The organism is Nocardioides sp. NPDC006303 (assembly GCF_040613175.1).
Lineage (GTDB): Bacteria > Actinomycetota > Actinomycetes > Propionibacteriales > Nocardioidaceae > Nocardioides.
The window spans coordinates 113,128-137,285 of record NZ_JBEXRR010000002.1 but is presented as its reverse complement, the minus strand read 5'-3'; the positions used below and the strand labels follow the sequence as shown (position 1 = coordinate 137,285).

Annotated in this window: 29 protein-coding genes; 24 read left to right on the top strand and 5 right to left on the bottom strand. The window is 68.6% G+C overall.

Annotation, left to right across the window (positions count from 1 at the left end):
- Positions 1–5 precede the first annotated feature (5 nt).
- From map to rplQ, 16 genes are all read left to right on the top strand, one after another.
- Positions 6–821, top strand: a complete 816-nt coding sequence (map, locus tag ABZY89_RS02190; RefSeq protein ID WP_355224287.1) for a type I methionyl aminopeptidase — start codon at positions 6–8, stop codon at positions 819–821.
- A 7-nt stretch (positions 822–828) separates the two neighbouring features.
- A complete protein-coding gene (locus ABZY89_RS02185; protein ID WP_355224285.1) occupies positions 829–1,452 on the top strand; it encodes a 4'-phosphopantetheinyl transferase superfamily protein in 624 nt (207 codons plus the stop codon).
- A gap of 171 nt (positions 1,453–1,623) precedes the next feature.
- The gene (locus ABZY89_RS02180) at positions 1,624–2,808 is read left to right on the top strand and encodes an enterochelin esterase domain-containing protein (RefSeq protein WP_355224284.1); all 1,185 of its coding nucleotides are present in this window, start codon (positions 1,624–1,626) and stop codon (positions 2,806–2,808) included.
- A gap of 30 nt (positions 2,809–2,838) precedes the next feature.
- Positions 2,839–3,876 (top strand): LLM class flavin-dependent oxidoreductase, encoded by a 1,038-nt coding sequence (locus ABZY89_RS02175; RefSeq protein WP_355224282.1) that lies wholly within the window; start codon positions 2,839–2,841, stop codon positions 3,874–3,876.
- Between the two features lie 326 nt (positions 3,877–4,202).
- Positions 4,203–5,438 (top strand): ATP-binding protein, encoded by a 1,236-nt coding sequence (locus ABZY89_RS02170; protein ID WP_355224280.1) that lies wholly within the window; start codon positions 4,203–4,205, stop codon positions 5,436–5,438.
- A gap of 29 nt (positions 5,439–5,467) precedes the next feature.
- Positions 5,468–5,917: a roadblock/LC7 domain-containing protein gene (locus tag ABZY89_RS02165; RefSeq protein ID WP_091052410.1), complete on the top strand. Its 450-nt coding sequence runs from the start codon at positions 5,468–5,470 to the stop codon at positions 5,915–5,917.
- A complete protein-coding gene (locus tag ABZY89_RS02160) occupies positions 5,914–6,261 on the top strand; it encodes a DUF742 domain-containing protein (protein ID WP_355224278.1) in 348 nt (115 codons plus the stop codon). The genes ABZY89_RS02165 and ABZY89_RS02160 overlap by 4 nt, the downstream gene beginning before the upstream one ends.
- On the top strand, positions 6,239–6,829 hold the full coding sequence (locus ABZY89_RS02155; protein WP_355224276.1) for an ATP/GTP-binding protein: 591 nt from the start codon (positions 6,239–6,241) through the stop codon (positions 6,827–6,829). The genes ABZY89_RS02160 and ABZY89_RS02155 overlap by 23 nt, the downstream gene beginning before the upstream one ends.
- A gap of 33 nt (positions 6,830–6,862) precedes the next feature.
- Complete coding sequence (locus ABZY89_RS02150; protein WP_355224274.1) at positions 6,863–8,116, top strand: styrene monooxygenase/indole monooxygenase family protein; 1,254 nt, start codon at positions 6,863–6,865, stop codon at positions 8,114–8,116.
- Positions 8,117–8,349: 233 nt separating this feature from the next.
- On the top strand, positions 8,350–8,571 hold the full coding sequence (gene infA / locus ABZY89_RS02145) for a translation initiation factor IF-1 (RefSeq protein WP_011757309.1): 222 nt from the start codon (positions 8,350–8,352) through the stop codon (positions 8,569–8,571).
- Between the two features lie 27 nt (positions 8,572–8,598).
- Positions 8,599–8,712: a 50S ribosomal protein L36 gene (gene rpmJ, locus ABZY89_RS02140; protein WP_008361054.1), complete on the top strand. Its 114-nt coding sequence runs from the start codon at positions 8,599–8,601 to the stop codon at positions 8,710–8,712.
- A 160-nt stretch (positions 8,713–8,872) separates the two neighbouring features.
- Positions 8,873–9,250: a 30S ribosomal protein S13 gene (gene rpsM / locus ABZY89_RS02135; RefSeq protein ID WP_008361056.1), complete on the top strand. Its 378-nt coding sequence runs from the start codon at positions 8,873–8,875 to the stop codon at positions 9,248–9,250.
- Between the two features lie 86 nt (positions 9,251–9,336).
- A complete protein-coding gene (rpsK, locus tag ABZY89_RS02130) occupies positions 9,337–9,738 on the top strand; it encodes a 30S ribosomal protein S11 (protein ID WP_091052417.1) in 402 nt (133 codons plus the stop codon).
- A 34-nt stretch (positions 9,739–9,772) separates the two neighbouring features.
- On the top strand, positions 9,773–10,381 hold the full coding sequence (gene rpsD / locus ABZY89_RS02125) for a 30S ribosomal protein S4 (RefSeq protein WP_355224272.1): 609 nt from the start codon (positions 9,773–9,775) through the stop codon (positions 10,379–10,381).
- 149 nt (positions 10,382–10,530) lie between these two features.
- Positions 10,531–11,547 carry a DNA-directed RNA polymerase subunit alpha gene (locus ABZY89_RS02120; protein ID WP_008361061.1) on the top strand — a complete coding sequence of 339 codons (1,017 nt, stop codon included), beginning with the start codon at positions 10,531–10,533 and terminating at the stop codon, positions 11,545–11,547.
- A 74-nt stretch (positions 11,548–11,621) separates the two neighbouring features.
- Positions 11,622–12,149, top strand: coding sequence for a 50S ribosomal protein L17 (rplQ, locus tag ABZY89_RS02115; protein WP_355224271.1), 528 nt, complete (start codon positions 11,622–11,624; stop codon positions 12,147–12,149).
- A 48-nt stretch (positions 12,150–12,197) separates the two neighbouring features.
- Here rplQ and ABZY89_RS02110 read toward each other — a convergent pair whose 3' ends face one another.
- Positions 12,198–12,866, bottom strand: coding sequence for a hypothetical protein (locus ABZY89_RS02110; RefSeq protein ID WP_355224269.1), 669 nt, complete (start codon positions 12,864–12,866; stop codon positions 12,198–12,200).
- Positions 12,867–12,935: 69 nt separating this feature from the next.
- The gene (locus tag ABZY89_RS02105) at positions 12,936–13,883 is read right to left on the bottom strand and encodes a 2-dehydropantoate 2-reductase (protein WP_355224267.1); all 948 of its coding nucleotides are present in this window, start codon (positions 13,881–13,883) and stop codon (positions 12,936–12,938) included.
- 44 nt (positions 13,884–13,927) lie between these two features.
- Between ABZY89_RS02105 and truA the strand changes: the two genes are divergently transcribed.
- The 6 genes from truA (at position 13,928) to ABZY89_RS02075 (ending at position 17,554) form a co-directional block, all read left to right on the top strand.
- Positions 13,928–14,794 (top strand): tRNA pseudouridine(38-40) synthase TruA, encoded by an 867-nt coding sequence (truA, locus tag ABZY89_RS02100; RefSeq protein WP_355224265.1) that lies wholly within the window; start codon positions 13,928–13,930, stop codon positions 14,792–14,794.
- Positions 14,778–15,395, top strand: a complete 618-nt coding sequence (locus ABZY89_RS02095; RefSeq protein ID WP_355224263.1) for a methyltransferase — start codon at positions 14,778–14,780, stop codon at positions 15,393–15,395. Before truA ends, ABZY89_RS02095 begins: the two co-directional genes overlap by 17 nt.
- A gap of 77 nt (positions 15,396–15,472) precedes the next feature.
- Positions 15,473–15,949 (top strand): hypothetical protein, encoded by a 477-nt coding sequence (locus ABZY89_RS02090; RefSeq protein WP_355224262.1) that lies wholly within the window; start codon positions 15,473–15,475, stop codon positions 15,947–15,949.
- A 121-nt stretch (positions 15,950–16,070) separates the two neighbouring features.
- Positions 16,071–16,376, top strand: a complete 306-nt coding sequence (locus ABZY89_RS02085; RefSeq protein WP_355224261.1) for a hypothetical protein — start codon at positions 16,071–16,073, stop codon at positions 16,374–16,376.
- Positions 16,377–16,609: 233 nt separating this feature from the next.
- Positions 16,610–16,990, top strand: coding sequence for a hypothetical protein (locus ABZY89_RS02080; RefSeq protein ID WP_355224259.1), 381 nt, complete (start codon positions 16,610–16,612; stop codon positions 16,988–16,990).
- A 120-nt stretch (positions 16,991–17,110) separates the two neighbouring features.
- Positions 17,111–17,554, top strand: a complete 444-nt coding sequence (locus ABZY89_RS02075; RefSeq protein WP_355224257.1) for a hypothetical protein — start codon at positions 17,111–17,113, stop codon at positions 17,552–17,554.
- Here the strand turns inward: ABZY89_RS02075 and ABZY89_RS02070 are convergent, their stop codons facing one another.
- Together ABZY89_RS02070 and ABZY89_RS02065 are read right to left on the bottom strand one after the other, a co-directional pair.
- Positions 17,555–18,895 (bottom strand): cytochrome P450, encoded by a 1,341-nt coding sequence (locus ABZY89_RS02070; protein WP_355224255.1) that lies wholly within the window; start codon positions 18,893–18,895, stop codon positions 17,555–17,557. It abuts the gene before it with no gap.
- 93 nt (positions 18,896–18,988) lie between these two features.
- Positions 18,989–19,903 carry an alpha/beta hydrolase gene (locus ABZY89_RS02065; protein WP_355224253.1) on the bottom strand — a complete coding sequence of 305 codons (915 nt, stop codon included), beginning with the start codon at positions 19,901–19,903 and terminating at the stop codon, positions 18,989–18,991.
- 118 nt (positions 19,904–20,021) lie between these two features.
- On the opposite strand from ABZY89_RS02065, the gene ABZY89_RS02060 reads away from it, so the two are divergent.
- Both ABZY89_RS02060 and ABZY89_RS02055 read left to right on the top strand, forming a co-directional pair.
- Entirely contained in the window at positions 20,022–21,719 is a 1,698-nt protein-coding gene (locus ABZY89_RS02060; protein ID WP_355224252.1) for an ATP-binding cassette domain-containing protein, read from the top strand.
- Positions 21,716–22,738, top strand: coding sequence for a GNAT family N-acetyltransferase (locus tag ABZY89_RS02055; RefSeq protein ID WP_355224250.1), 1,023 nt, complete (start codon positions 21,716–21,718; stop codon positions 22,736–22,738). Before ABZY89_RS02060 ends, ABZY89_RS02055 begins: the two co-directional genes overlap by 4 nt.
- A gap of 103 nt (positions 22,739–22,841) precedes the next feature.
- Here ABZY89_RS02055 and ABZY89_RS02050 read toward each other — a convergent pair whose 3' ends face one another.
- Positions 22,842–24,122, bottom strand: a complete 1,281-nt coding sequence (locus ABZY89_RS02050) for a trypsin-like peptidase domain-containing protein (RefSeq protein ID WP_355224248.1) — start codon at positions 24,120–24,122, stop codon at positions 22,842–22,844.
- Positions 24,123–24,158: the final 36 nt, after the last annotated feature.

Below are 24,158 nucleotides of genomic sequence, written 5' to 3'. Positions count from 1 at the left end.
GAGCAGTGGGCTTCTTGAACAAGGTCCAGATCAAGACCCCTGAGCAGATCGAGAAGATGCGTAGGGCCGGCCTCGTGGTCGGCGAGACGCTCGAGGTGCTCCGGGCCGCCGCGCGGCCCGGAGTCACCCTTCTCGAGCTCGACGCCATCGCCGAGGACTCGATCCGGTCCCGGGGTGGCGTCCCGTCGTTCAAGGGCTACCACGGCTTCCCGGGCTCGATCTGTGCCTCGGTCGACGAGGTCGTGGTCCACGGCATCCCGGGCTCCCGGGTGCTCGCCGAGGGCGACATCATCTCGATCGACTGCGGCGCCATCGTCGAGGGCTGGCACGGAGACGCCGCGATCACGGTGGCCATGGGCTCGGTGCCTGAGAAGGTCTCCGAGCTGATGCGCGTCACCGAGGAGTCCATGTGGCACGGCATCGCCGCTGCCCGCCTCGGTGGACGGGTCACCGACATCTCGCACGCCATCGAGACCTACGTCGACTCCCAGGGCGACTACGGCATCCTCGAGGACTTCAGCGGCCACGGCATCGGCACCGAGATGCACATGGAGCCGTCGGTGTTCAACTACGGCAAGCCCGGCAAGGGTCCCAAGCTGCAGCGCGGCATCGCGCTCGCCGTCGAGCCGATGCTCACCCTCGGTGGCCCCGAGGTCACCACCCTGGAGGACGACTGGACCGTCGTGACCGACGACGGATCCTGGGCGGCCCACTTCGAGCACACCTTCGCGCTCACCTCCGACGGCGCCTGGGTGCTCACCGCGCTCGACGGCGGCGAGGAGATGCTCGGCAAGCTCGGGGTGCCCTGGGGCGGTCACTGAGCCGCGCATGACCGAGGTCGTGCGCTTCGCGGCAGTGGCCGAGATCGACGCCGATCTCGGGCTGCTCTCCACCGCGGAGCGGGCGCGTCACGAGCGGCTGGTCGCCGATGCCGACAAGCAGGCGTACGCCGCTGCGCACGTCCTCGTCCGCGAGTGCGCCGCTGAGCTGCTGGGCGCCGCGCGCGAGGAGATCGTGATCGAGCAGCGCTGCGCTCGCTGCGACAGCACCGAGCACGGAGCCCCGTCGGTGGCCGGTGCCGCAGCGGTCCGGGTGAGCCTCAGCCACACCCGCGGCCAGGTCGCCGCGGTTGCGGCCGGCCGACGCTGCGGCATCGACGTGGAGAAGGTCTCGCGCGGGCCCGACCGGGCGCTCTCGCCGCGCGAGGCGGCCTGGGTGGCGGGGCAGGAGGACGCGGCGTACGCGTTCACGCGGTTGTGGGTGCAGAAGGAGGCGTTGGTCAAGGCCGGCCACGGAAGCATGGCGGCGGCGCAGCGCCTCGATGTCCTTTCCGGAGGCCCCTCCGGCGACGTCCCGGCGGGCCAGGTCGGGGAGGTCCGGCTCACCCAGTGGGAGGGCTCCGGATTCCTCGGCGCGGTCGCGATCTGTGCCGACATGCGGACCGAAAACTGATAGGAAACTGAACGATTCCCGCTCAGCGACGCGTTTGACTAGCGGATATGCGACATCACCTGTCAGTTGACAGAGAAAGGGACCTCGGCATCTCGCGTAGGGCCCCGACTGTGAGTAACTTGGTCAGCCCGCGGGGACAGAGAGAGCCCCGTACTCGGGAGGAAGAACCGGATGAGTACGCAGTTGCGACCACCCACGGCGGCGCGACCCAATCCATCAGCACGGACGCGGAGCGCGATCATCGACCGCCTCAGTCCTGAGGACATCGACATGTTCTGGGACCAGATCGCCACCTCGCTCCCGCTTGTCGAGGAGACGGGCGCCGGCGCCGCGGACCATGAGGTGATCGTCACCTTCTGCTGGCGCGATGACGAGGCCGAGGAGGTGCTCCTCTTCGCCAACCGGCTGACCGACGAGCGTCATCTCGCCGAGACGATGCTCGAGCGGAAGGCAGGCACCGACCTGTGGCACGCCTCGTTCCTGATGAAGGGCGACTGGCGGGCCTCGTACTCTTTCCTGTGCAAGCACCCCGGCGAGCCGGCCCCGTGGGAGAGCGAGGGTCAGGTCGAGTTGCGTGCCGTGCTGCACCGCGGCTACCTCGACCCGCTCAACCCCGACTGGTGCCACAACCGGCAGGGCATCAAGCAGTCGGTCGTCTCCCTGCCCGATGCTCCGCTGCAGCCGTGGCTGTTCCGCCGCGACGACGTCGTCGCCGGCACGGTGACGCTGGAAGTGGGTCCCGACGGCCGTGACGTCTGGCTCTACGACCCCGCCGGCGCCGGTCTCAACGTCGACCTGCCGCTCGTGGTCGCCCTCGACGGTGAGATCTGGACCGACCACCACTCGCTGCCGACCACGCTCGACAACCTGATCGCCGACGGCCACCTGCGCCACGTACGCTGCGTCCTGCCCGCCTCCGGCGGCCGCGACAAGCGGTGGGAGGAGCTCGCCGGTGGCGAGGGTGCCGACTACATCGTCAACCAGCTGCTTCCGTGGGTGCGCGAGCGTCGCGCGGTCTCCGAGGAGACGTACGTCGTGGGCCAGAGCCTCGGCGGCGTCACCGCGCTGCGTGCCGGCCTGACCTATCCCGAGCACATCCACGGGGTCGCCAGCCAGTCGGCCTCGCTGTGGCTCGACGACCTCGCGGACGCGGTCACGGCGGAGGCGAAGACGCGCGTGCACTTGGCGCACGGCACTCAGGAGTGGGTCCTCGACGAGCTCCACCACGATCTCGTCGACCGTCTCCGTGCCGCCGGGATCGACGTCACCTCCGCCGAGCACAACGGTGGCCACGACTACGCCTGGTGGCGCTCGGCCGTCGCCGACGGCCTGCGGGCGCTGCTGCCGCCGGAATAAGCGACGCCCCGGGGCGGGTTGAGACTTCACGTGAAGCTGAGCGTTCTCGACCTCGTCCCGGTCCGCAAGGACCAGTCCTCCGCAGATGCCCTGGCCGCGACACTGTCGTTGGCGAAGGTGGCCGACGAGCTCGGGTACGAGCGCTACTGGCTCGCCGAGCACCACAACATGCCGGCGGTCGGGTCGACCAACCCGCCGGTGCTGATCTCACTGGTGGCCGGTGCGACCGAGCGGATCCGGGTCGGGTCCGGGGGAGTGATGCTGCCCAACCACGCACCGCTGGTGGTGGCCGAGCAGTTCTCGCTGCTCGAGGCCGCGTTCCCGGGGCGGATCGACCTCGGCATCGGCCGCGCGCCGGGGACCGACCCGGTGACCTCCTGGGCCCTGCGTCACGGTGCGGGCGGCGTGAGCGACGACGCGGTCAACCGCTTCCCGGAGTACCTCGACAACATCGTCGCGATGATGGCGCCAGAGGGCGTCGGGCTGATGGCCGGCGGCCGCCAGCACGTCCTGCACGCGACCCCGTCGGCCGCGTCGGTCGCCGAGCTCTGGCTGCTCGGCTCCTCCGACTACTCCGCGCGCCTGGCCGCCGAGAAGGGCCTGCCCTACGTCTTCGCCCACCACTTCGCGGGCAACGGCACCGACACCAAGGCGATGATCGAGCTCTACCGCTCGACCTTCCAGCCCTCCGAGCTCCTCAGCGAGCCGAAGACGTTCCTGACCGTGAACGCGAGCGTGGCCGAGACCTCCGAGGAGGCCGACCGCCGGGCGCTGCCCCAGCTGCTGACCATGCTGAAGCTGCGCACCGGCCAGCCGCTGACCGCGCAGCCCAGCATCGACGAGGCCGAGAAGACAGAGATCCCCGAAGCCCACCAGGGGCTGGTCGACACGATGCGTGGCCGTTGGATCATCGGCTCCGCGGCGTACGCGAAGGCACGCCTGGCCGGGATGGCCGAGGAGTACGGCGTGGACGAGGTCATGGTGAACCCGGTCGGATCGGCGTACGAGGGCACGGACCCGCGCACCGCGCCGGCGCGTGAGGAGACGCTGCGCCTGCTGGCCGGCTGAGTTGGACGGCCGCGTAGGATCGGCCCACCTCGTCGCGAGGTGGCGGCGCGCCTGAGCCACTTGGGACGAGGGACCTAGGACACTGTCTGCTTCTGGGTGCGTAACTCTGCGCTCGCGCACCGGTTGTGCCAGTCTGATCACCGCTCTGTTTCCTTCTCCACATTTGAAAGTGCCGCCTCATGACACGCTGGAGCCTGCGCTGGTTGAAGCGCCGGGGGCCCCAGACTGCGACGCTCGCTGAGCAGTCAGATCCGGGTCTTGCTCGCTCATTCCCTCCGACCGGGGGTCAGGCCGTGCCTTTTGCGCCGGTGCCATCGAACCCCGCAATGCCACAGCTCTCCTCCACACCACCGATCTCCTCCTCGCCACCTCCCCTCCAGGAGGAAGAGGACGAGGCCTGGCCCGAGATCATGGAGCAGTTCGGGCTCCACCTGATCAGCCTCGCCGAGCAGATGCGGATCTCGCTCGACGGCCTCGAGGCCGACGAGGACGACCCCGATCGGTTGAAGCAGCTCTATGAGGTCGACCACGCCGTCACCCGCATGCGGCGCGCGAGCCGCGACCTGCGTACGCTCGCCGGCCGCGCCGAGGACGAGATGGGTGGCATCGACACCTCGCTGCTGGACATCATCCGGATGGCGCTGTCGGGCATCGAGCGCTACAACCAGGTCACGATCGGCCGGGTGAGCGACCTCGCCGTCATCGGCTACGCCGCCGATGATGTCTCCTGCCTGATCGCCGCCCTGCTGGACAACGCGACCAAGTACTCCCCGGGTGCGGTGACGGTCAACGTCCACCTGGCCGACGCCGGCGACGTGCTGTTCCGCATCGAGGACACCGGCATCGGCATCCCGGAGCGGTCGGTAGGCCGCCTCAACGCGCTGCTGGCGGGCCCGATCGTGGAGCTGGTCAGCAAGTCCGGCAGCCACACCGGCTTCCCGGTGGTGCACCGGATCGCCCGCAAGTACGACATCGACGTACGCCTCGCCACCCGCCCCGCGCCCGGCAACGGGATGATCGCGATGGTGAAGGTGCCGGCCCAGCTCCTGTGCGAGGTGCCGGTCACACCGCTCGAGCCTGCCGAGCTGCCGAGGACCTCGAGCGCGAGCAGCGTCGCGGTCCTGCCGCCTGCTCCGCGGCGGCGGGCACCCCAGGCGGCGCCGCGGCCGGCGGCCCAGCCCATGCGGCAGGAGACGCGACTGTCCTCGCTCGAACCCGTGCGCCGACCGATGCCGCCGGCCGAGCCGGCGGCGCAGTTCGCGCCGCCGCCCGCCGAGCAGCCGTCGCCGGATCTCTCCGCCGACACCATGAAGACTCCGCTCCCGCTTCCCGTTGAGACGGATGGGACGGATGAGACGAACGAGGCCTCCGTGCCCACTGAGCAGAGTGGCCCAGTAGAGTCGGGCGCGCTCCCGCGCCGGGAGCCGGTCAGCCTGCGCAGCAAGCAGACCGTGCCCGAAGCAGCCGTTGGACCGCAGGCCGAAGAGTCCTCGCCCGAGGACCAGTCGGCGGCCCGGCACTCCTTCGCCGACGATCTCGACGCGTTCTCCCTTGGTAGCTAAGACCCAGCAGTGAAAGGAACCCTTTCGTAATGGAAAGCCCGGTCGTTCCCCGCGACCCCAAGGAATTCAGCTGGCTGATCGACAACTTCGCCAGCTCCACCCCAGGTGTGACCCATGCGCTCATCGTCTCCTCCGACGGACTCCCGCTGATCGGTGCCGGCGGCATGTCCGCCAACGTCGCCGACCCGCTCGCCGCGATGACGGCCGGAGTGATCAGTCTCGGCAACAACATCGCGCGCGAGGTGGGCGAGCCCGGCTGTGACCAGGTGATGCTGAAGTTCCACACCGGACACTTCCTCTTCATGGGCATCGGTGACCTCGCGGGCTTCGCCGTCCTCGTCGGCGCCGGTGCCAACCTGGGCGTCGTCGCCCACAAGATGGCCCAGATGGTCGACGCCGTCGGTCACGTACTCACTCCCCAGATGCGCGACGAGCTGCGCCAGATGACGGTCAGCTCGATGGCGGGGGAGCGGGCGTGAGCCAGCAAAACCCTTGGGTACGTCCCTACGTGCTCACCGGCGGCCGCACCAAGACCAACCACCAGCTGTACGTGCACACGCTGGTCTCGGCGGCGCACTTCGACGCGCGCGCGGCCGCCAAGCTGACGCCCGAGTCGCGCCGGCTCTACGACCGCGTACGCCTCGGGCCACAGTCGGTCGCGGAGCTGTCCGCTCACTGCGGGATCTCGCTCGGAGTGACGCGCGTGCTGCTCGAGGACCTTGCCTCGACCGAGCACCTGCAGATCAATGAGGGGGCTTACGACTCCCCGTTCGACCACCGTCTGTTGAAGAGAGTTATCGATGGCCTTTCCGAGCTCGGCTGACCGCCCGGCACTGACCGTCACCTCTGCAAAGCTCGTGATCGCGGGAGGGTTCGGCGTCGGGAAGTCGACCCTGGTCGCCTCGGTCTCAGAGATCCCGCCGGTCAACACCGAGGCGTGGATGACGCAGGCCGGTGAGTCGGTGGACCCGCTCTCGGACTCGAGTGCCAAGACGACCACCACGGTCGCGATGGACTTCGGCCGGGTCACCCTCGCCCCCGACCTGCTGCTCTACCTGTTCGGCACCCCGGGCCAGCCCCGGTTCTGGCCGATGTGGGACGACCTGTGCCGCGGTGCCAGCGGTGCCGTCGTACTCGTCGACACCCGCCAGCTCGACGCGTCCTTCCCGGCGGTCAACTACTTCGAGAACGACACCGACGTCCCGTTCATCGTGGCGGTCAACCTGTTCGACGGGAAGCTGACCCACTCCCTGGAGAAGGTGCGCGACGCGCTCTGCCTCGACGAGCGGACGCCACTGGTGACCGTGGACGCCCGCGACCGCAGGTCGACGGCCAAGACGTTGGTCGCCTGCCTGTCGCACACGATGAAAACCACCCCCACACGCGCCTGAGCCCGGAGGCGTCCCAACTCCGAAGGAGTTTCATTGCGCAAGATCCTGATCGTCGGCGCCGGACAGGCGGGCATGCAGCTCGCTCTCAGCCTCCAGGCCGAGGACTACGAGGTGACGGTCATGTCCGCGCGTACGCCCGATGAGCTGCGCGACGGCTGGCCGACGTCGACGCAGGTCATGTTCGACCCCGCGCTGCAGTACGAGCGCGTCTACGACCTCAACCTGTGGGAGGACGAGGCGCCCCGCATCCCTGCGGTCGGCATCTCGGTCAGCCCGGAGCCAGGGGTCCGCGCGCTCAAGTTCGACGGGCCCTGGGAGCCGTACGCCATGTCCGTCGACCAGCGCCTGAAGATGTCCTCCTGGCTGGAGCTGTTCGAGGACCGGGGCGGCCGGATCATCTACCACCCGGTGATGACCTCCGACCTGGCCGGCCTCGCGTCGATGTACGAGCTGACCCTGATCGCAGCCGGCAAGGGCGAGATCGTCGAGCTGTTCGACCGCGACCCGGTCCGCTCCAAGTACGACACCCCCGGCCGCGCCCTCTCGGCGATCTACCTCCACGGCATGGTCGAACCCGACGACTTCCCGGCCGGGAGCATGCGGATCAACGTCGCGCCCGGGGTGGGGGAGCTGTTCGTGATCAGCGCCCTGACCCAGTTCGGGCCGAGCCGGGTCGCGTTCGTCGAGGCGATCCCCGACGGTCCCTTCGACTGCTTCTGGGACCGCCCCCGCCCCGACGAGCACCTGCGCCGGCTGCAGCACGTGATGCTGGAGCACATGCCGTGGGAGGGCGAGCTGATGCTGGACTGCGAGCCCACCGACGCTCGTGCCTCGCTCTCGGGCGCCTTCACCGGCACGATCCGCAAGCCGTACGCCGAGGTCGCGGACGGCACCTTCGTCTTCGGCATGGGCGACGTCGTCGTGGTCAACGACCCGATCGCGGGGCAGGGCTCCAACAACGCCGCCCACTGCGCCGGGATCTACACCCAGGCGATCCTGGATCGCGGTGACCGGCCGTTCGACCCCGAGTGGATGCAGGCGACCTTCGAGACCTTCTGGGAGACCCGTGCCCAGCACTCGACCGGCCTGACCGACGCGTTGCTCAACCCGCTTCCCGACCATGTGCAGCAGGTGCTCGGCGCGGCCACGCAGCACCAGGCGGTGGCGGACCGGTTCACCCGGCTGTTCCCGCACCCCGAGGATCTCGGACCGTTCCTCGGCGACCCGGAGGCGGCGCTCGCGTACGTCGCGGAGGTCGCTCAGGCGGACGCGGCCACCCGGGCTTGACGATTAGGGCATTGCTGTTCTAGGGGTCTAGGCTTGGTAGTCGGTCCAACGTGGGTCTGTCTCGTCGTGCCTCGCGGCTGCCCGGTCAGCGCGCTTCTGTGCGCTCGCGGGTGAGACATGCAGATGGCTTCACGAGGTCCACTCCGAGTTCTCGGAGAGGTTCCCGGACCGCCCGCGGGTCATCCGATCCGTGGTTTGAACGGTAGATGACCGACCAACAGATTGCAGAGGGCATGCCGAAGAAAGAAGGCGTGATCGAGATCGAGGGCACCGTAGTGGAGGCCCTCCCCAACGCCATGTTCCGTGTGGAGCTGAGCAACGGACACAAGGTTCTCGCCCACATCAGCGGCAAGATGCGACAGCACTACATCCGGATCCTTCCTGAGGACCGCGTGGTGGTGGAGCTGTCTCCCTACGACCTGACGCGCGGTCGGATCGTCTACCGGTACAAGTAACCAGCCGACGATCAAGAAAGGGCTGACATGAAGGTCAACCCGAGCGTGAAGAAGATCTGTGACAAGTGCAAGGTGATCCGTCGCCACGGCCGCGTCATGGTGATCTGCGAGAACCCGCGCCACAAGCAGCGTCAGGGCTGAGCCCAGCTCGCAGCAACAACTGAATATTCGCATCGAGTCGCTAGGACGCTGAACCAGATTTCTGGAGTCCGAAGTCACCTCCGGAGCAGAGGCCGGAGCCCGAGGGTGCCACCCCGGGGCGCGACCCGACCGACACCTCTGTCGAAACGTAAGGAACACAATGGCACGCCTCCAAGGTGTTGACCTTCCGCGCGACAAGCGCGTGGAGATCGCTCTCACCTACATCTACGGCATCGGCCGTACCACCTCGCAGAAGCTCCTCGAGGCCACCGGCGTCAACCCGAACACCCGGGTGCACGCTCTGGCTGAGGACGAGCTGGTCAAGCTCCGTGACGAGATCGAAGCCCAGGGCATCCAGACCGAGGGTGACCTCCGTCGTGAGGTCCAGGCTGACATCCGTCGCAAGATCGAGATCGGCAGCTACCAGGGTCGCCGCCACCGTCAGGGCCTTCCGGTCCGCGGTCAGCGCACCAAGACCAACGCGCGCACCCGCAAGGGCCCGAAGCGCACCGTCGCCGGCAAGAAGAAGGCCAAGTGATCCGACGCCTGTACCGGATTTTTCCGGGCAGCGTTGATCCGGCTTTCGCCTCGATCTCACAGACCAGCCAACACAGGAGTTAATGCATGCCTCCGAAGACCCGACAGGGTGCGACGAAGGTTCGTCGCAAGGAGAAGAAGAACGTCGCTCAGGGCGAGGCCCACATCAAGAGCACGTTCAACAACACGATCGTCACGATCACCGACCCGACCGGTGCGGTGATCTCGTGGGCCTCGGCCGGCACCGTCGGTTTCAAGGGCTCGCGTAAGTCCACCCCGTTCGCCGCTCAGATGGCCGCCGAGGCCGCTGGCCGCCGCGCGATGGACCACGGCATGAAGAAGATCGACGTCTTCGTGAAGGGCCCGGGCTCGGGCCGCGAGACCGCGATCCGTTCCCTGGGTGCGATCGGCCTCGAGGTCGGCACCATCCAGGACGTCACGCCGGCCCCGCACAACGGTTGCCGTCCGCCCAAGCGCCGCCGCGTTTGATCCCCACCGAGACATAGAAGGAGACTGAAGAGTAATGGCCCGTTACACCGGACCCATGACCCGCAAGTCGCGCCGTCTCGGTGTCGACCTTGTCGGCAACGACGCGGCGTTCGAGAAGCGCCCCTACCCTCCCGGCCAGCACGGCCGCGGCCGCATCAAGGAGAGCGAGTACCTCCTCCAGCTTCGTGAGAAGCAGAAGGCTCGCTTCACCTACGGCGTGATGGAGAAGCAGTTCGCTTCCTACTACGCCGAGGCCCACCGTCGCGGTGGCAAGACCGGTGACAACCTGCTCCAGCTGCTCGAGGGCCGCCTGGACAACGTCGTCTACCGTGCCGGCTTCGCCCGCACCCGCCGCCAGGCCCGCCAGCTGGTCGTTCACGGCCACTTCCTGGTCAACGGCAAGAAGGTCAACGTGCCTTCGTTCCAGGTCTCGGCTCACGACGTCATCGACGTTCGTGAGAAGTCGCTGGAGATGACCCCGTTCATCGTGGCTCGCGAGACCCACGGCGAGCGCGTCGTCCCGGCCTGGCTCGAGGCTGTCCCGAACCGGATGCGCATCCTGGTTCACCAGCTCCCCGTCCGGGCTCAGATCGACGTCCCGGTCCAGGAGCAGCTGATCGTCGAGTACTACTCGAAGCTCTGATCAGCCCCACGCAGTAACCACGGTGAGTCCCCGGCGTTCAAACTTCACAGAAGACGTACGCCGGGGCCTTGCCGCCCCCACAGCCTTCCGTCATCACCCCTTGAAGTTCGGGTCCGTCAAATAGCGGTCGGCCCGGAAAGGACAAATCAGTGCTTATCGCACAGCGCCCCACCCTGTCGGAAGAGTCCGTCGAGGAGTTCCGCTCCCGCTTCGTGATCGAGCCCCTCGAGCCGGGCTTCGGTTACACGCTGGGCAACTCTCTTCGCCGCACCCTGCTCTCCTCGATCCCCGGTGCTTCGGTCACCTCGATCAAGATCGACGGCGTCCTCCACGAGTTCTCGACCATCGAGGGCGTCAAGGAAGATGTCACCGAGATCATCCTCAACCTCAAGGGTCTGGTCGTCTCCTCGGAGCACGACGAGCCCGTCACCATGTACCTCCGCAAGTCCGGTGCCGGTGACGTCACCGCCGCCGACATCGCGCCGCCGGCCGGTGTCGAGGTGCACAACCCCGACCTGAAGATCGCGACGCTGTCCGACAAGGGCAAGATCGAGCTCGAGCTCGTCGTCGAGCGTGGCCGTGGCTACGTCTCCGCCGTCCAGAACAAGGGCGCCGAGAACGAGATCGGCCGCATCCCGGTCGACTCGATCTACTCGCCGGTCCTCAAGGTCAGCTACAAGGTCGAGGCCACCCGTGTCGAGCAGCGCACGGACTTCGACAAGCTCGTCATCGACGTCGAGACCAAGCCGTCGATCGCTCCCCGCGACGCGATCGCCTCGGCCGGTAAGACCCTGGTCGAGCTCTTCGGTCTGGCCCGCGAGCTGAACGTCGACGCCGAGGGCATCGACATCGGCCCGTCGCCGGTCGACGAGCAGCTCGCCGCCGACCTCGCCCTCCCGGTCGAGGACCTGCAGCTGACCGTCCGTTCCTACAACTGCCTCAAGCGTGAGGGCATCCACACCGTGGGTGAGCTCATCTCGCGCTCGGAGCAGGACCTGCTCGACATCCGCAACTTCGGTGCCAAGTCGATCGACGAGGTCAAGCTGAAGCTGCACGAGATGGGCCTGTCCCTCAAGGACAGCGCTCCGGGCTTCGACCCGTCCGCCGCCCTCGCCGCCTACGGCGACGATGACGACGACGCGTTCGTCGAGGACGAGCAGTACTGAGTTTCCACCAAAACCGCCCCGTGAGGGGCGTCTACCCCGGTACCTGATACGGCCGGAGAGAAGGAGCAGGCACGATGCCTACCCCGAAGAAGGGTGCCCGTTTCGGCGGTTCGCCCGCGCACCAGAAGCTGATCCTCTCGAACCTCGCCACCGCGCTGTTCGAGAACGGCCGCATCACCACCACCGAGGCCAAGGCCCGGCACCTCCGCCCCGTCGCGGAGAAGCTGATCACCAAGGCCAAGAAGGGTGACCTGCACAACCGTCGCGAGGTCCTCAAGACCATCCGCGACAAGTCCGTCGTGCACACCCTCTTCACCGAGATCGCCGAGCAGTTCGCGGAGCGTCCGGGTGGCTACACCCGGATCACCAAGATCGGTCCCCGCAAGGGCGACAACGCTCCGATGGCTGTGATCGAGCTCGTCAACGAGGCCTACGAGCCGAAGACCAAGGCTGCTCCGGCTGCCGCGGCTCCGGTTGAGGCCCCCGTCGAGGAGAAGGTCGAGGAGGCGCCGGTCGAGGAGACCGCTGCCGACGAGACCACCGAGGCTGCCGCCGAGGAGGCTCCCGCTGCGGAGACCACCGAGGACGAGGCCAAGGCCTGATCTGGTTCTGAACTGTGGCCCGTCACCCGCGAGGGTGACGGGCCACTGTCATTTCCCGGCGGTCTGTTCGGATCGGGCCAGCAGCCAGCAGATGACCCCGCCGACGACCATGACGACGGTCGTCGCCACGGTTGAGGCGGCCGACAGCAGTTGTGCCGCGGCGATGTTGTCGAGGGACATGGCGGGCGCGAGCGCGAGGGAGAGCGGCGTCTGCACCACGATCAGCAGGACGTAGGTGATCGGCAGCCCGATCAGCCAACGGCGACCGGTCCACGCAGCACATCCCCAACCGGCCAGGACCATCAGGAGGAACAGCGGGCCGAGAAAGCCGATGACGGCCGGGTTGTAGAAATCCAGCAGTCGGATGAGGCCGTACCAGAACACCGTGCTCAACAGCCAGGAGAGCATCGGCAGCACGATGCCGAGGAGCCGACCCGTCGGGGTGCGGGCGATGAGCGCGGCGCCACCTGCGACCACGGCGTACAGCAGCGCGTTGAGCACGATGGTCACGATGTTGGAGATGGACATGCTGGCGATCGTGCCGCCGAGGAAGTACGTCAGCAGGAAGCCGATCACGGCGATTGCGATCTGCAGGATCACCACCGCCGCAATCACGACGATTGTGATGGTGATGGTCGACCGAGGGGCGGGACCGGTGGTGTGGGTCGGTGGCAGCGGCGTCGGGGGCGGCGGGGGAGGCGGCGCGGCGTGGCTCATGGCAGGCAGCCTGCCGGACCCGCTGTGTGCCTGCCACCCCTTTCAGGGACGGGTTTCGGCCGTTGGCTGTCAGAGGCCGGCGAGGAAGGTGGCGCCGTCGATGCTGCCGGGCTCGGCGTCGGTGCGGGCGATGTCGTGGACCGCGCGCTGGATCGCCTCGTTGACCGGGGTCGGGACGCCGTGGAGGCGACCGAGCAGCACGATCTCGCCGGAGAGGTAGTCGATCTCGACGCCGGTCCCGCGGGTGAGGCTCTGCCAGGTCGAGCTGTTGTTGGCACGGCCGCGTCCGGTGATGTGGCCGGCTCGCCGCGTACGGTCCTGGTCCGCGGTCACGACGCTGATGCCGGCGGCAGCCAGAGCGGCCTCCGCCTCGGCCAGGCAGCGGGCGTAGATCTCCTCGTCGCTGGGGCCGGGGGTGATCGCGGCGTTGATGCCGTTGCCGAGGTTGTTGAGGAGCTTGCGGTGCTTCCAGGCCATGATGTCGGCGCGCGGCTCGCTCAGGAACCCCGCCTTGACCAGGTCGTTCGCGATCTCGGTGGCGGTCTCGTCGATGCCGGCGGGGTAGCGGCCGATGTCGAGGATGCCGGGCATGTTGCCGGAGTCCTGGACGACCGCGCCGGGGGTCAGGAAGGTGGCGGGAAGGATGACATGGATGGCGTACGTCCGGGCGAAGCGGCGCAGGATCCGCGACTCGTTCGCGACGCCGTTCTGCATCGCTACGACCGGCGTGCCCGGCGGAGCGTATGCGGCCAGGTCCTCGAGCGCGGCCTCGGTCTGCTGGCCCTTGACGCTGAGGAGGACGACGGTGTCCTCGGTCCAGGCGACCTGGCTCGCGTCCTCGACGGCGGGTACGTCGAGGGTGAGCACGCCGTCGGGAGTGTCGAGGGTGAGGCCCTGCTCGCGGATCACCCGGAGGTGCTCGCCGCGGGCAACGAGTGTGACGTCGACACCTGCACGGTGCAGCAGCCCGCCGGTCACCCCACCGACAGCCCCGGCACCGAAGATCACGTAGCGCATGCGCCGAGTCTGGCAAACGACGTCGTCGCTGCGAGAATGGGCCCGTGCGCATCAGGATCGACCTCGCCTACGACGGCACCATGTTCCACGGCTGGGCGACCCAGCCGGGGCTGCGTACGGTCCAGGGGGAGCTCCAGGCCGCGCTGGCGACCGCGCTGCGGGTGCCGGCGACGGGGGAGCGGTCCCAGGTGTGGGTGACGGTCGCCGGGCGTACCGACTCGGGTGTGCACGCCCGCGGACAGGTCGCCCACTTCGACATCGACGCCGACGTGCTGGAGTCCTCGCGGGGACGCTCGGAGCAGTCGCCGCTCGACTCGCTGGTACGTCGGTTGAACGGGATCCTCCCCGCCGACCTGCGTGTACGTGCCGCCGTCGAGGCGCCGGTGGGCTTCAACGCCCGGTTCTCGGCGCTGTGGCGACGCTACGTCTACCGGATCGTGGACGACCCGGCGTACGTCGACCCGCTGCAGCGCGGGCACGTGCTCTACCGAACCCGGCCGCTCGACCTGTCGCTGATGAACGTCGCCTCCGCCGACCTCATCGGGCTCAACGACTTCGCCAGCTTCTGCAAGCCGCGCGAGGGCGCGACCACGATCCGCGATCTGCGCCAGCTCAGCTGGGAGCGGCGCCCCGACGGGATCATCGAGGCGACCGTGCTCGCCGACGCCTTCTGCCACTCCATGGTGCGCTCGCTGGTCGGGTGCCTGATGGTGATCGGGGAGGGGCGCAAGGACGTCAGCTGGGCCAAGGAGTCGCTGGCCTCTCGCTCGCGGTCCTCGTCGATCCCGATCGCGCCGGCCAACGGACTGACCCTCGAAGAGGTCGCCTATCCGCCCGACGAGCTGTTGGCGGCCCAGCACGAACGCACCATGAATCGCAGAGAGGCGAGCGAGCTTGACCGGGACCGATGACGAGCACTACTTCTCCGCCGACCCGTCGGTGCCCTTCGAGCGGATCCCCGTCTCGACGACCGTGTGGGACATGGACCTGTCGCTGGTCTCCGGGTCGGGCGTCTTCGCCAAGGGACGCCTCGACATCGGCACCTCGGTGCTGTTCAAGGAGACCGAGCCGCCCTCGCTGAAGCCCGGCGCACGGGTCCTCGACCTCGGCTGCGGCTACGGCATGATCGGGCTCGCGCTGGGGCTCGCGGTGCCGGAGGCGTACGTCACCGGGGTCGACGTCAACGAGCGCGCAGTCCTGCTGGCCAACGAGAACGCGGCGAAGCTGGGTCTGGGTGATCGGTATCGCGCCGCGGTACCCGCCGAGATCGACCCGGAGACGATGTACGACGAGATCTGGAGCAACCCGCCGATCCGGATCGGCAAGCCGGCCCTCCACGAGCTGCTCCTGACCTGGCTCCCGCGTCTCGCTCCTGATGGCCGAGCGGTCATGGTCGTCGGCAAGAACCTGGGCGGCGACTCGCTGCAGCGCTGGATCACCGACCAGGGCTACCCCACCACCCGCATCGGCAGTGCCAAGGGCTTCCGTGTCCTGGAGACCCGCCGCGCCTGAGGCTTCGCCACGGCGCGGGAGCCGACAGTTCGGTGACATCACCTGCGGAACGTGGACTCATGCGTCAGGCTCCGTGCGTGAGCGTGGACGAGGCGATAGCAGGATCCGGTACCGAGCGGACGGGGTCGGTCCCACGACGCCTGCTCGTGCGCGTGGGTGCATCGGTCGGAAAGTCGTACGGCATCTTCGTGATCGGCATCGTGGTCGCGGTTGCGGGCGTGGTGCAGATCCGCTTCGCCAGCCTTGGGCCGGACTGGCTGCCTGACGAGAGCCGCCGGGCCTACGTCGAGGGCCAGGTGCTCACCGGTGCCGTTGCGCTCTGGGCGGTGGTCACCTTGCTCGCCGGTTTGATCGCGCGGGTCGCGATCCCCGCTCTCCTGACCGTCGTGGCGGCGGTGGTCATCTTCGCGACGCGCTTCGGCCCGGCTGACAAGGAGCTCGTCAGGCCGCTCTTCGATGCGGAGGGGCCGGGAGCGTTCCTGGGCGATCTCGGCCAGCTCCTGTTCGGACCACTTTCTGCTCGCCCCGCTGATCGGAGCTCTGGCGATCCGTGACCTGTGGCGGCTGATCGCCTGGGTCGTGGGGCGAGTGCCGCGTCCCCTCCGGGTCGCTGTTGCCAAGGTGGCGATCCCGGTGCTGGCGTTGGTCGCCTCGGATGTTGCGTACGCCGTCCACATGCGCGAGAAGATCGTTGACTCGACGATCGCGGTGCAGCTGCCAGGAGCGGACTCGGAGTGGCAGGTCGTTCAGGGATCACTGCAGATGACGGCCTGGCCGGAGTACGACGTAGTGGAGTACCGAATTCAGAGGGGTGGCGTGATCTGGGACGTGTTTCTCTTCCCAGAGGACAGGGCTGATTTCCGGCTATCCGGGGACATGGCTCGCGACGATGGATCCAACGCAGCCGAGATCTTCATGGAGATGGAGCGAGGCACACCCGGCGAGCTTGTCAGGGCCAACTGCTGGGCCTGCCGGGGCTAATTGGGACAGGGTTGCTTACTCGGCGACTATGGCGGAGGGTCCGAGTTCGTGAATCGTTCACAAACTCGGATCCTCCGCCATAGTCAGGCGCAATCGTCGTAGGCGGGCGGACCGGCAGGGCCAAGGGCTTCCGAGTCCTCGAGCCCGCCGCTCCTGAACGGTCCAGATGCCGGTTTCCGCCGTCTCGCGCGTCTCGCGGCCGGTCGCGCCTGATGCGCTGCGAGACTCCGCCCATGACCAACCGTGCGATGACGACTCCCGCACTGACGAACCGTCAGCGCCTGGCCCGCTCCTACATGGCCTGGGGAGTCGCCGCGCTGGTGAGCCTGGTGACGGTGCTGCCTGTGTACGTTGCCGTGACGAGCTCCGGCATCGAGATGTCGCGGCTGGTGAGCGTGCCGGTGATGGTCGTCGTTGGGTTGATCGGGCCGGTGGTCGGAGCGTTCTTGAGCATGCGCGCCGGGCTGGGGCGGTTCTGCACCGGGGCCGCGTTCGTGATCATCGCGACCCCGATGACGAGCCTGCCGCTGCTGGCGATCCCGGCGTACGTCCTGGCACCCTGGATCGCCGTGGCGATCAGCGAGGAGCCGGTACCTCAGCGCCGGAACGGCTGAGAGAGATCAGGCCGGGACCGGGTCCTTGGCGAGCTGGGATGGTTCCTGACGACCGGTCCAGGCGCAAATCTGAGTATCCGTGCGGATGTGGCGACCTACGGGGGTGGCCAGGCTCGATGGGTGAGCAGAGCGCACCCAACCTGGTATGGCAACGTCATCCGTTCGTACATCGCGTGGCTGATCGCCGCTGCCATGGCGCTGGCGGCCGCATGGCCGCTCTGGCACTCCTCGCAGACCAATCCTGGCGTGGACGCTGTCGCTGCCTTCGTGGGGTCGATCGTCGTGTTTCTGGCCGTCGGAGTCGTCGCGGGTGTTGTCATGAACCGCGTCGTCTCCTTGCCCTACGCGAGCAGTTTGGCCACGTTGGTGTGCCTCGGGCTGGCCCTCGTGATCTTGGTTGTGGACCTGCGTCTGGTGTGGTGGCTGCTCGCTGTTGCGCCGGGTATCGGCGCAGCAGTTGCCGCGATCCCGGGGGCTTCAGGGGCCACCTGCGAGCGGATCTTCCTGTGGATCTACGGCTTCCTGCTGATCGAACTGGTCGTCATCTTCCTCATCTGGGCGTGATCAGGCGGGGACGGGGTCCTTGGCCAGTCGGACGGGGAGGCGGTCGAGGCTGTAGACGACGGAGAGGTCGCGCCAGCCGAGGTCGCCGGGGTCGTCGGTGGCCATGGCCAGGTCGGGGAAGCGGCGGGCCAGGCCGGTGAGGGCGGCGCGGAGCTCCATGCGGGCCAGCTCGGCGCCGACGCAGCGGTGCATGCCGTGGCCGAAGGCGAAGTGCATGGTGTCGGCGTTGCGGAGGTCGAACTGCTCGGGCTTCGGCATGACCGCGGGGTCGCGGTTGGCGCCGGTGAGGCTGACCAGGACGACGGCGCCCTTCTTGATCGGTACGCCGAAGAGGTCGTGGTCCTCACGGGCGAACCTCGGGAACGCGAGCTGCACCGGGCACAGGTAGCGGAGCAGCTCCTCGACGACCTTGTCGACCTCGGCCCTGTCGCCCGAGCGGAGGATCTCGTACGCCTCCGGGTTCTGCATCAGGACGTAGGCACCCATGGAGAGCATCGAGGCGGAGGTCTCGTAGCCGCCGAGGAAGACGCCGTCGGCGAGACCGCCGAGCTCGACGTCGTCGTACTCCGAGCCCTTGTTGCGGATGATCTCGCCGATCATGCCGTCGCCCGGGTTGGCGCGCTGTTGGCGGACCTGCTCGATGAGGAACGTCCGGGTCTCGGTGGCGGCGCCGAAGGCGCCGGCGCCGCCCTCGGACAGGTCGAAACGGGCCATGCCGAGCTTGTGGAACTCGTCGCGTACGTCTTCGGGCATGCCCAGCAGCTCACAGATCACCCGGAACGGGATCTCGAAGCCGAAGTGGTGGACCAGGTCGACCTCGGGGCCGTGGGCCTCCATGCCGTCGAGGGCGTCGGTGACGATCCGGTCGATCATCTCGTTGAGGCGGCCGAGGCGGCGCATGGTGAACTCCGGGGTCAGCAGGCCGCGGAGCTTGGTGTGGTCGGGCGGGTCGGTCATGCCGAGGCCACCGATGCCTTCGGCGTCGGTGCGCTTGCGGGTGCCGAGCAGGTGACGCATGTCGTTGGAGTAGGCGTTCTTGTCGGCCAGAACGTGCTTCGACTCGGCGTGTCCGGTGACCAGCACGATGTCGAGGCCGAGCACCGAGCCGAGCTTGGTGACCGGCGCCTGCTCGCGGCTCTCGGCGAGCAGCGGCACCGGGTCGACGCCGTCACGGCGCAGCGGGAAGGTCAGGTGCTCGGGGATCTTGCGCAGCGTGGTGATATCGGGGATCGGCGACTCCTTGCCCCGCATCGCGAACTGCAGGGCAAGCTTGCGGACACGCTCCGTCAGCGGTCGCGTCATCGCCCGTAGAAATGAGGGCACCTGGGCAGCAATCGGCATGCGGCCAGTCTGGACCATCGTCAAACCAGGGTCATCAGGAATACCCCTGGTTTGACGATGTGTCTTGGCTCACCCCTCAGGATTGCCCCGGGATCACCCGTGGAGCACGGTCCTGAACAGCGCACACGTCTCCTCGATCGCGAGCTGTGCGGCCTGCGAGTGATGGCCCATGGCGAAGAACCCGTGGATGAGACCGTCGCAGTGGTGGTAGGTCGTCGGGACCCCGAAGCTCTCCAGCGCCTTGGCGTACGCGATGCCCTCGTCGCGCAGCGGGTCGAACTCCGCGGTCACCACGACCGCCGGTGCCAGGCCCTCCAGGTTGCCCTTGATCGGGCTCAGCCGCGGGTCGGCGCGATCGGCGTCGCCCACATAGTTGTCGGAGAACCACTTCATCGTCGGCAGCTCGAGGAAGTAGCCATGGCCGTTCTCTGCGTAGGACGGGTAGCCGCTGGTCATGTCGGTCGCCGGGTAGATCAGCAGCTGGGCGGCGAGCTCGCGCCCCTCGTCACGGAAGACCTGGGCGACCACGGCCGACAGGTTGCCGCCGGCGCTGTCGCCGGCGACTGCGACCCGGCCGTCACCGCCGAGCGTCGCGGCGTTGTCACTGACCCAGCGAGCGGCGGCCAGGGCATCGTCGTACGCGGCGGGGAAGGGGTTCTCGGGAGCGAGCCGGTAGTCGACCGCGACGACCACGGCGTCACAGATGGTGGCGAGGTTGCGGGCCTGGTCCTCGTGGGTGTCGAGGTCGCCGACCACCCAGCCGCCGCCGTGGAACATCACGATCGTGGGCAGCGGCCCCTGCGTCGTGGGCCGGTAGATGCGTACGTCCAGGTCGCCGGCCGGCCCTGGGATCACCGCGCTCTCCACCGATCCGACTGGTGGAAGGGGGATGCCCTCGCCCAACGCGCGGTAGAGCGCTCGTGCCGTCGGCGGGTCGAAGGACTCCAGGGGCTGGCCCTTCGCGAAGAGGGTGAGCAGGTCAGCGATCTGGCTGTCGAGCGGAGGCATGGCGACAGTCATATCGCTAATAGCCAAAATGTGTCGAGCGTCACGTTCTACTGATGGGACCGCTCACCGAATCCCGACTGGGAATAACCATTCGACACAGGTGCCAGACTGGACCGTTGTGGGACATGTGGACGTTGCTGGCGTGAGTTTCCAGCTGCCTGATGGACGAGTGCTGCTCGACGACGTCTCCTTCCGGGTGGGTGAGGGCGCGAAGGTCGCGCTGGTCGGCGCCAACGGCGCCGGGAAGACGACGCTGCTGCGGATCGTCACCGGTGAGCTGACGCCGACGGCGGGATCCGTCGTGCGCTCGGGCGGCCTCGGGGTGATGCGGCAGATGGTCGGCAAGGGCTCCTCGACCGTCGGTGAGCTGCTGCTCTCGGTGGCGCCCGCGCGGGTGCGCGAGGCGGCGGCCGCCGTGGACGCGTGCGAGCTGGAGCTGATGTCGTCGGACGACGAGCGGCTGCAGATGCGCTACGCGACCGCGCTGGCCGAGTACGCCGACGCCGGCGGCTACGACATCGAGGTCGTCTGGGACGTATGCACCATGGCCGGGCTCGGGGTGCCCTACGACCGCGCCCGCTACCGCTCCCTGGACACCTTGTCCGGCGGCGAGCAGAAGCGGCTGGTGCTCGAATTTCTGCTGCGCGGCCCCGACGAGGTGCTGTTGCTCGACGAGCCGGACAACTTCCTCGACGTGCCCGGCAAGATCTGGCTGGAGCAACGCATCCGGGAGTCTCCGAAGACGATCCTCTACGTCAGCCACGACCGTGAGCTGCTGGACAACACCGCGACCAGGGTGGTCACGGTCGAGCTCGGCGCGTCCGGCGCCGGCAACAGCACGTGGACGCATCCTGGTGGGTTCGCCTCCTACCACGAGGCCCGCAAAGACCGGTTCCTGCGGTTCGAGGAGCTGCGCCGTCGCTGGGACGAGGAGCACGCCAAGATCAAGGCGCTGGTCCTGCGGCTGAAGGTCAAGTCTGAGTACAACGACGGGATGTCCAGCCAGTACAGGGCGGCCCAGACCCGGCTCCGGAAGTTCGAGGAGGCCGGGCCGCCGGTCGAGCAGCCACGAGAGCAGGCGGTGCAGATGCGGCTGCGCGGCGGCCGCACCGGCAAGCGGGCGGTGGTCTGCGAGGCGCTCGAGCTCACCGGGCTGATGAACCCGTTCGACCTGGAGGTCTGGTACGGCGAGCGGGTTGCTGTGCTCGGCTCCAACGGGTCGGGCAAGTCCCACTTCCTGCGGCTGCTCGCCCGCGGCGGCACCGACCCGGACGTGGAGCATCGTCCGGTCGAGGACACCCCGATCGAGCCGGTCCGCCACCGTGGGAAGGCCAAGCTGGGCGCCCGCGTGCGGCCGGGCTGGTTCGTGCAGACCCATGCCCATCCGGAGCTGGTGGGGCGTACGCTGCTCGACATCCTGCACCGCGGTGAGGCCACGCCTGATGGCCGAGGGCGCGCGGGGATGGGGCGCGAGGCCGCCTCGCGGGTGCTCGACCGCTACGAGCTCGCGCACGCCGCGGAGCAGAACTTCGACTCGCTCTCGGGCGGACAGCAGGCGCGCTTCCAGATCCTTCTGCTCGAGCTGAGCGGTGCCACCCTGCTGCTGCTCGACGAGCCGACCGACAACCTCGACGTCCAGTCCGCCGAGGCCCTCGAAGCCGGGCTGGAGTCGTTCGAGGGCACCGTCATCGCGGTCACCCACGACCGCTGGTTCGCCCGTGGCTTCGACCGGTTCCTGGTCTACGGCGCCAACGGTGACGTCTACGAGTCCCCGGAGCCGGTCTGGGACGAGACGAGAGTGGAGAGGTCCCGATGAGTGAGCTGGTGATCGAGCGCGTCGACCCGTTCGACGACGACGCCTTCGATGCGTGGTACGACGTGATGACGGCGTCGTGGCTCGACGTACGCGGCCCCGACGCGGACCTGTGGGCGCGCGAGGAGCAGCGCGTCGAGCTGCAGCAGCAGACCGAGAAGACCGACCGGAGGGCGTACGTCGGCCGTGTCGGTGGTGAGGCGGTCGCCGCCGCCTGGATGGCCATGCCGCTGCTCGACAACCTCCACCGGGCGACCCTGGTGGTGGCGGTGCTGCCGGACCACCGCAGGCAAGGACACGGCACCGCTCTGCTCGACCATGTCGAGGCGGAGGCCCGCGCCCAGGGGCGTACGTCGTTCACCGGTGAGGTCTGGTGGGCCTGGGCGCTCGGATCCGGCGGTGAGGGATCGCCGGGGCGGGAGTTCGGGATCGCGCGGGGCTATGCGCCCGCTCTGGTGGAGGTACGCCGCCTGCTGCGGCTCCCGGTCGCGGACGGCGTTCTCGACCGGCTGGCGGCGGAGGCCGCCGAGAAGCACGGCGACTACACGCTGCGCTCCTGGGTCGGCCGGGTACCCGACGACATCGTCGAGAGCTGGGCGGTGCTCGACGCCAGCCTGGAGACCGAGGCGCCGACCGGCGACCTGGACATCGAGGCGCTCGAGCCCGACGTGGCGAAGGTGCGCGAGACCGAGGCTCTGGTCGCTGCCCAGAAGCGGACCCTCTACCACTCGGTGGCACTGGAAGCCGACGGCCGGGTGGTGGCCTACACCGTGATCGGCTACTCGAGCATGGACGGCAACAGCTATCAGTGGGGCACGCTGGTCGAAGGGGCTCACCGGGGCCACCGGCTCGGACTGGCGGTCAAGGTCGCCAACCTCAGGCTGCTCCAGGCCGAGCGGCCGGAAGTGCCGACCCTGACGACGTACAACGCCGAGGTCAACGCCCACATGATCCAGGTCAACGAGGCCATGGGCTTCGAGCCGGTCGAGTGGCTGTGCAGCATCCAGAAGCAGGTCTCCTGAACACGAGCGCCTCATCCCCGGTCAGAGTCGGGCATGAGGCGTTGTGGTGTGTTGGCGCCCCGCGACGCTGAGGCCCTGCGGGCCCCAGCGTCACGCGGGGAGATCAGGATGCGTCGGAGTCCAGGGTGACCTTCGCGGTCTGCTGCTCGCCGTCGCGAGACCAGGAGACTTCGACCTTGTCGTCCGGGCGGTAGGAGCGGACGGTCGCCACGAGGGAGTCCGATCCGGTGATGACGTGGTCGTCGACCTTGGTGATGATGTCGCCCTTCTCGAGGCCCGCCTTCTTGGCGGTGCTGCCCTCGCTGACCTCTTGGACCTGGGCCCCGGTGACAGAGGTCTGGCCGTTCTGCGCCTGGGGAGCGTCCGAGACCGAGATGCCGAACTGCGCGTGAGTGGCCTGCTCGCCCTTCTCGAGCTGTTCGACGATCGGACGGATCTCGTCGATCGGGATGGCGAACCCGATGCCGATCGAGCCCGCGTCCTGGCCGTCCCCACCTGCGGTGGAGCGGATCGAGGCGTTGATGCCGACGAGGTTGCCGTTGAGGTCGACTAGGGCGCCACCTGAGTTGCCCGGGTTGATCGCCGCGTCGGTCTGCACCGCCGGGTAGACGGTGGCCGCGCCGCTCTGGTCGACGCCGACGTTGACCGGGCGGTCGAGGGCGCTGACGATGCCGGTGGTCACCGTGGAGTCGAGCCCGAACGGGGAGCCGATCGCCACGACGCTCTGGCCGACGGTGAGGTTGGAGGACTTGCCGATCGTGATCGGCGTCAGGCCGGAGACGCCGCTCGCCTTGATCACGGCGGTGTCGGTGAGCGGGTCGGTCCCGAGGACCTCGGCGGAGGCCGACGTACCGTCGTTGAAGTCGACGGTCACCGTGCCACCGTTGGCCGCCAGCTCGACCACGTGGTTGTTGGTCAGGATCGTGCCGTCGGAGGAGATGACGACCCCGGAGCCCGAGCCGGAGCCCTGCTGCGAGGTGACCTCGATCTTCACGACGGAGGGGAGCACCTTGGCCGAGACCTTCTCGATGCTGCCCTCGGGGGCCTTCGCGTCGACGACCTGCGAGGTGGCCGGGGTGTTCGCCCCGCCGCCGATGCCGTCACCGTTGAGGGCGCCGTAGACGGCCGCGCCACCGACACCGGCGGCACCACCGGCCACCAGGGCGCCGGCGAGGACCGCCGCGACGAGCCCGGTGCGGCCTGCGGCACGCTTCTTGACGGGAGCGCCCGGGGCGCCAGGGGTTCCGGCCACGGCCGGCATGACGGAGGTCTGCGCCGGCGGGGGCGCGAACGGGCCGGCGGGAGGCTGAGTGGCGCCGGCGGGAGCCGGGGGAGTCCACTGCGGCGGAGTCCCACTCGGCTGCGGAGGAGGGATTTCGGTCATGTCTTCGAGTGTGGCCAGTGTCCCTGTGAACGGGCT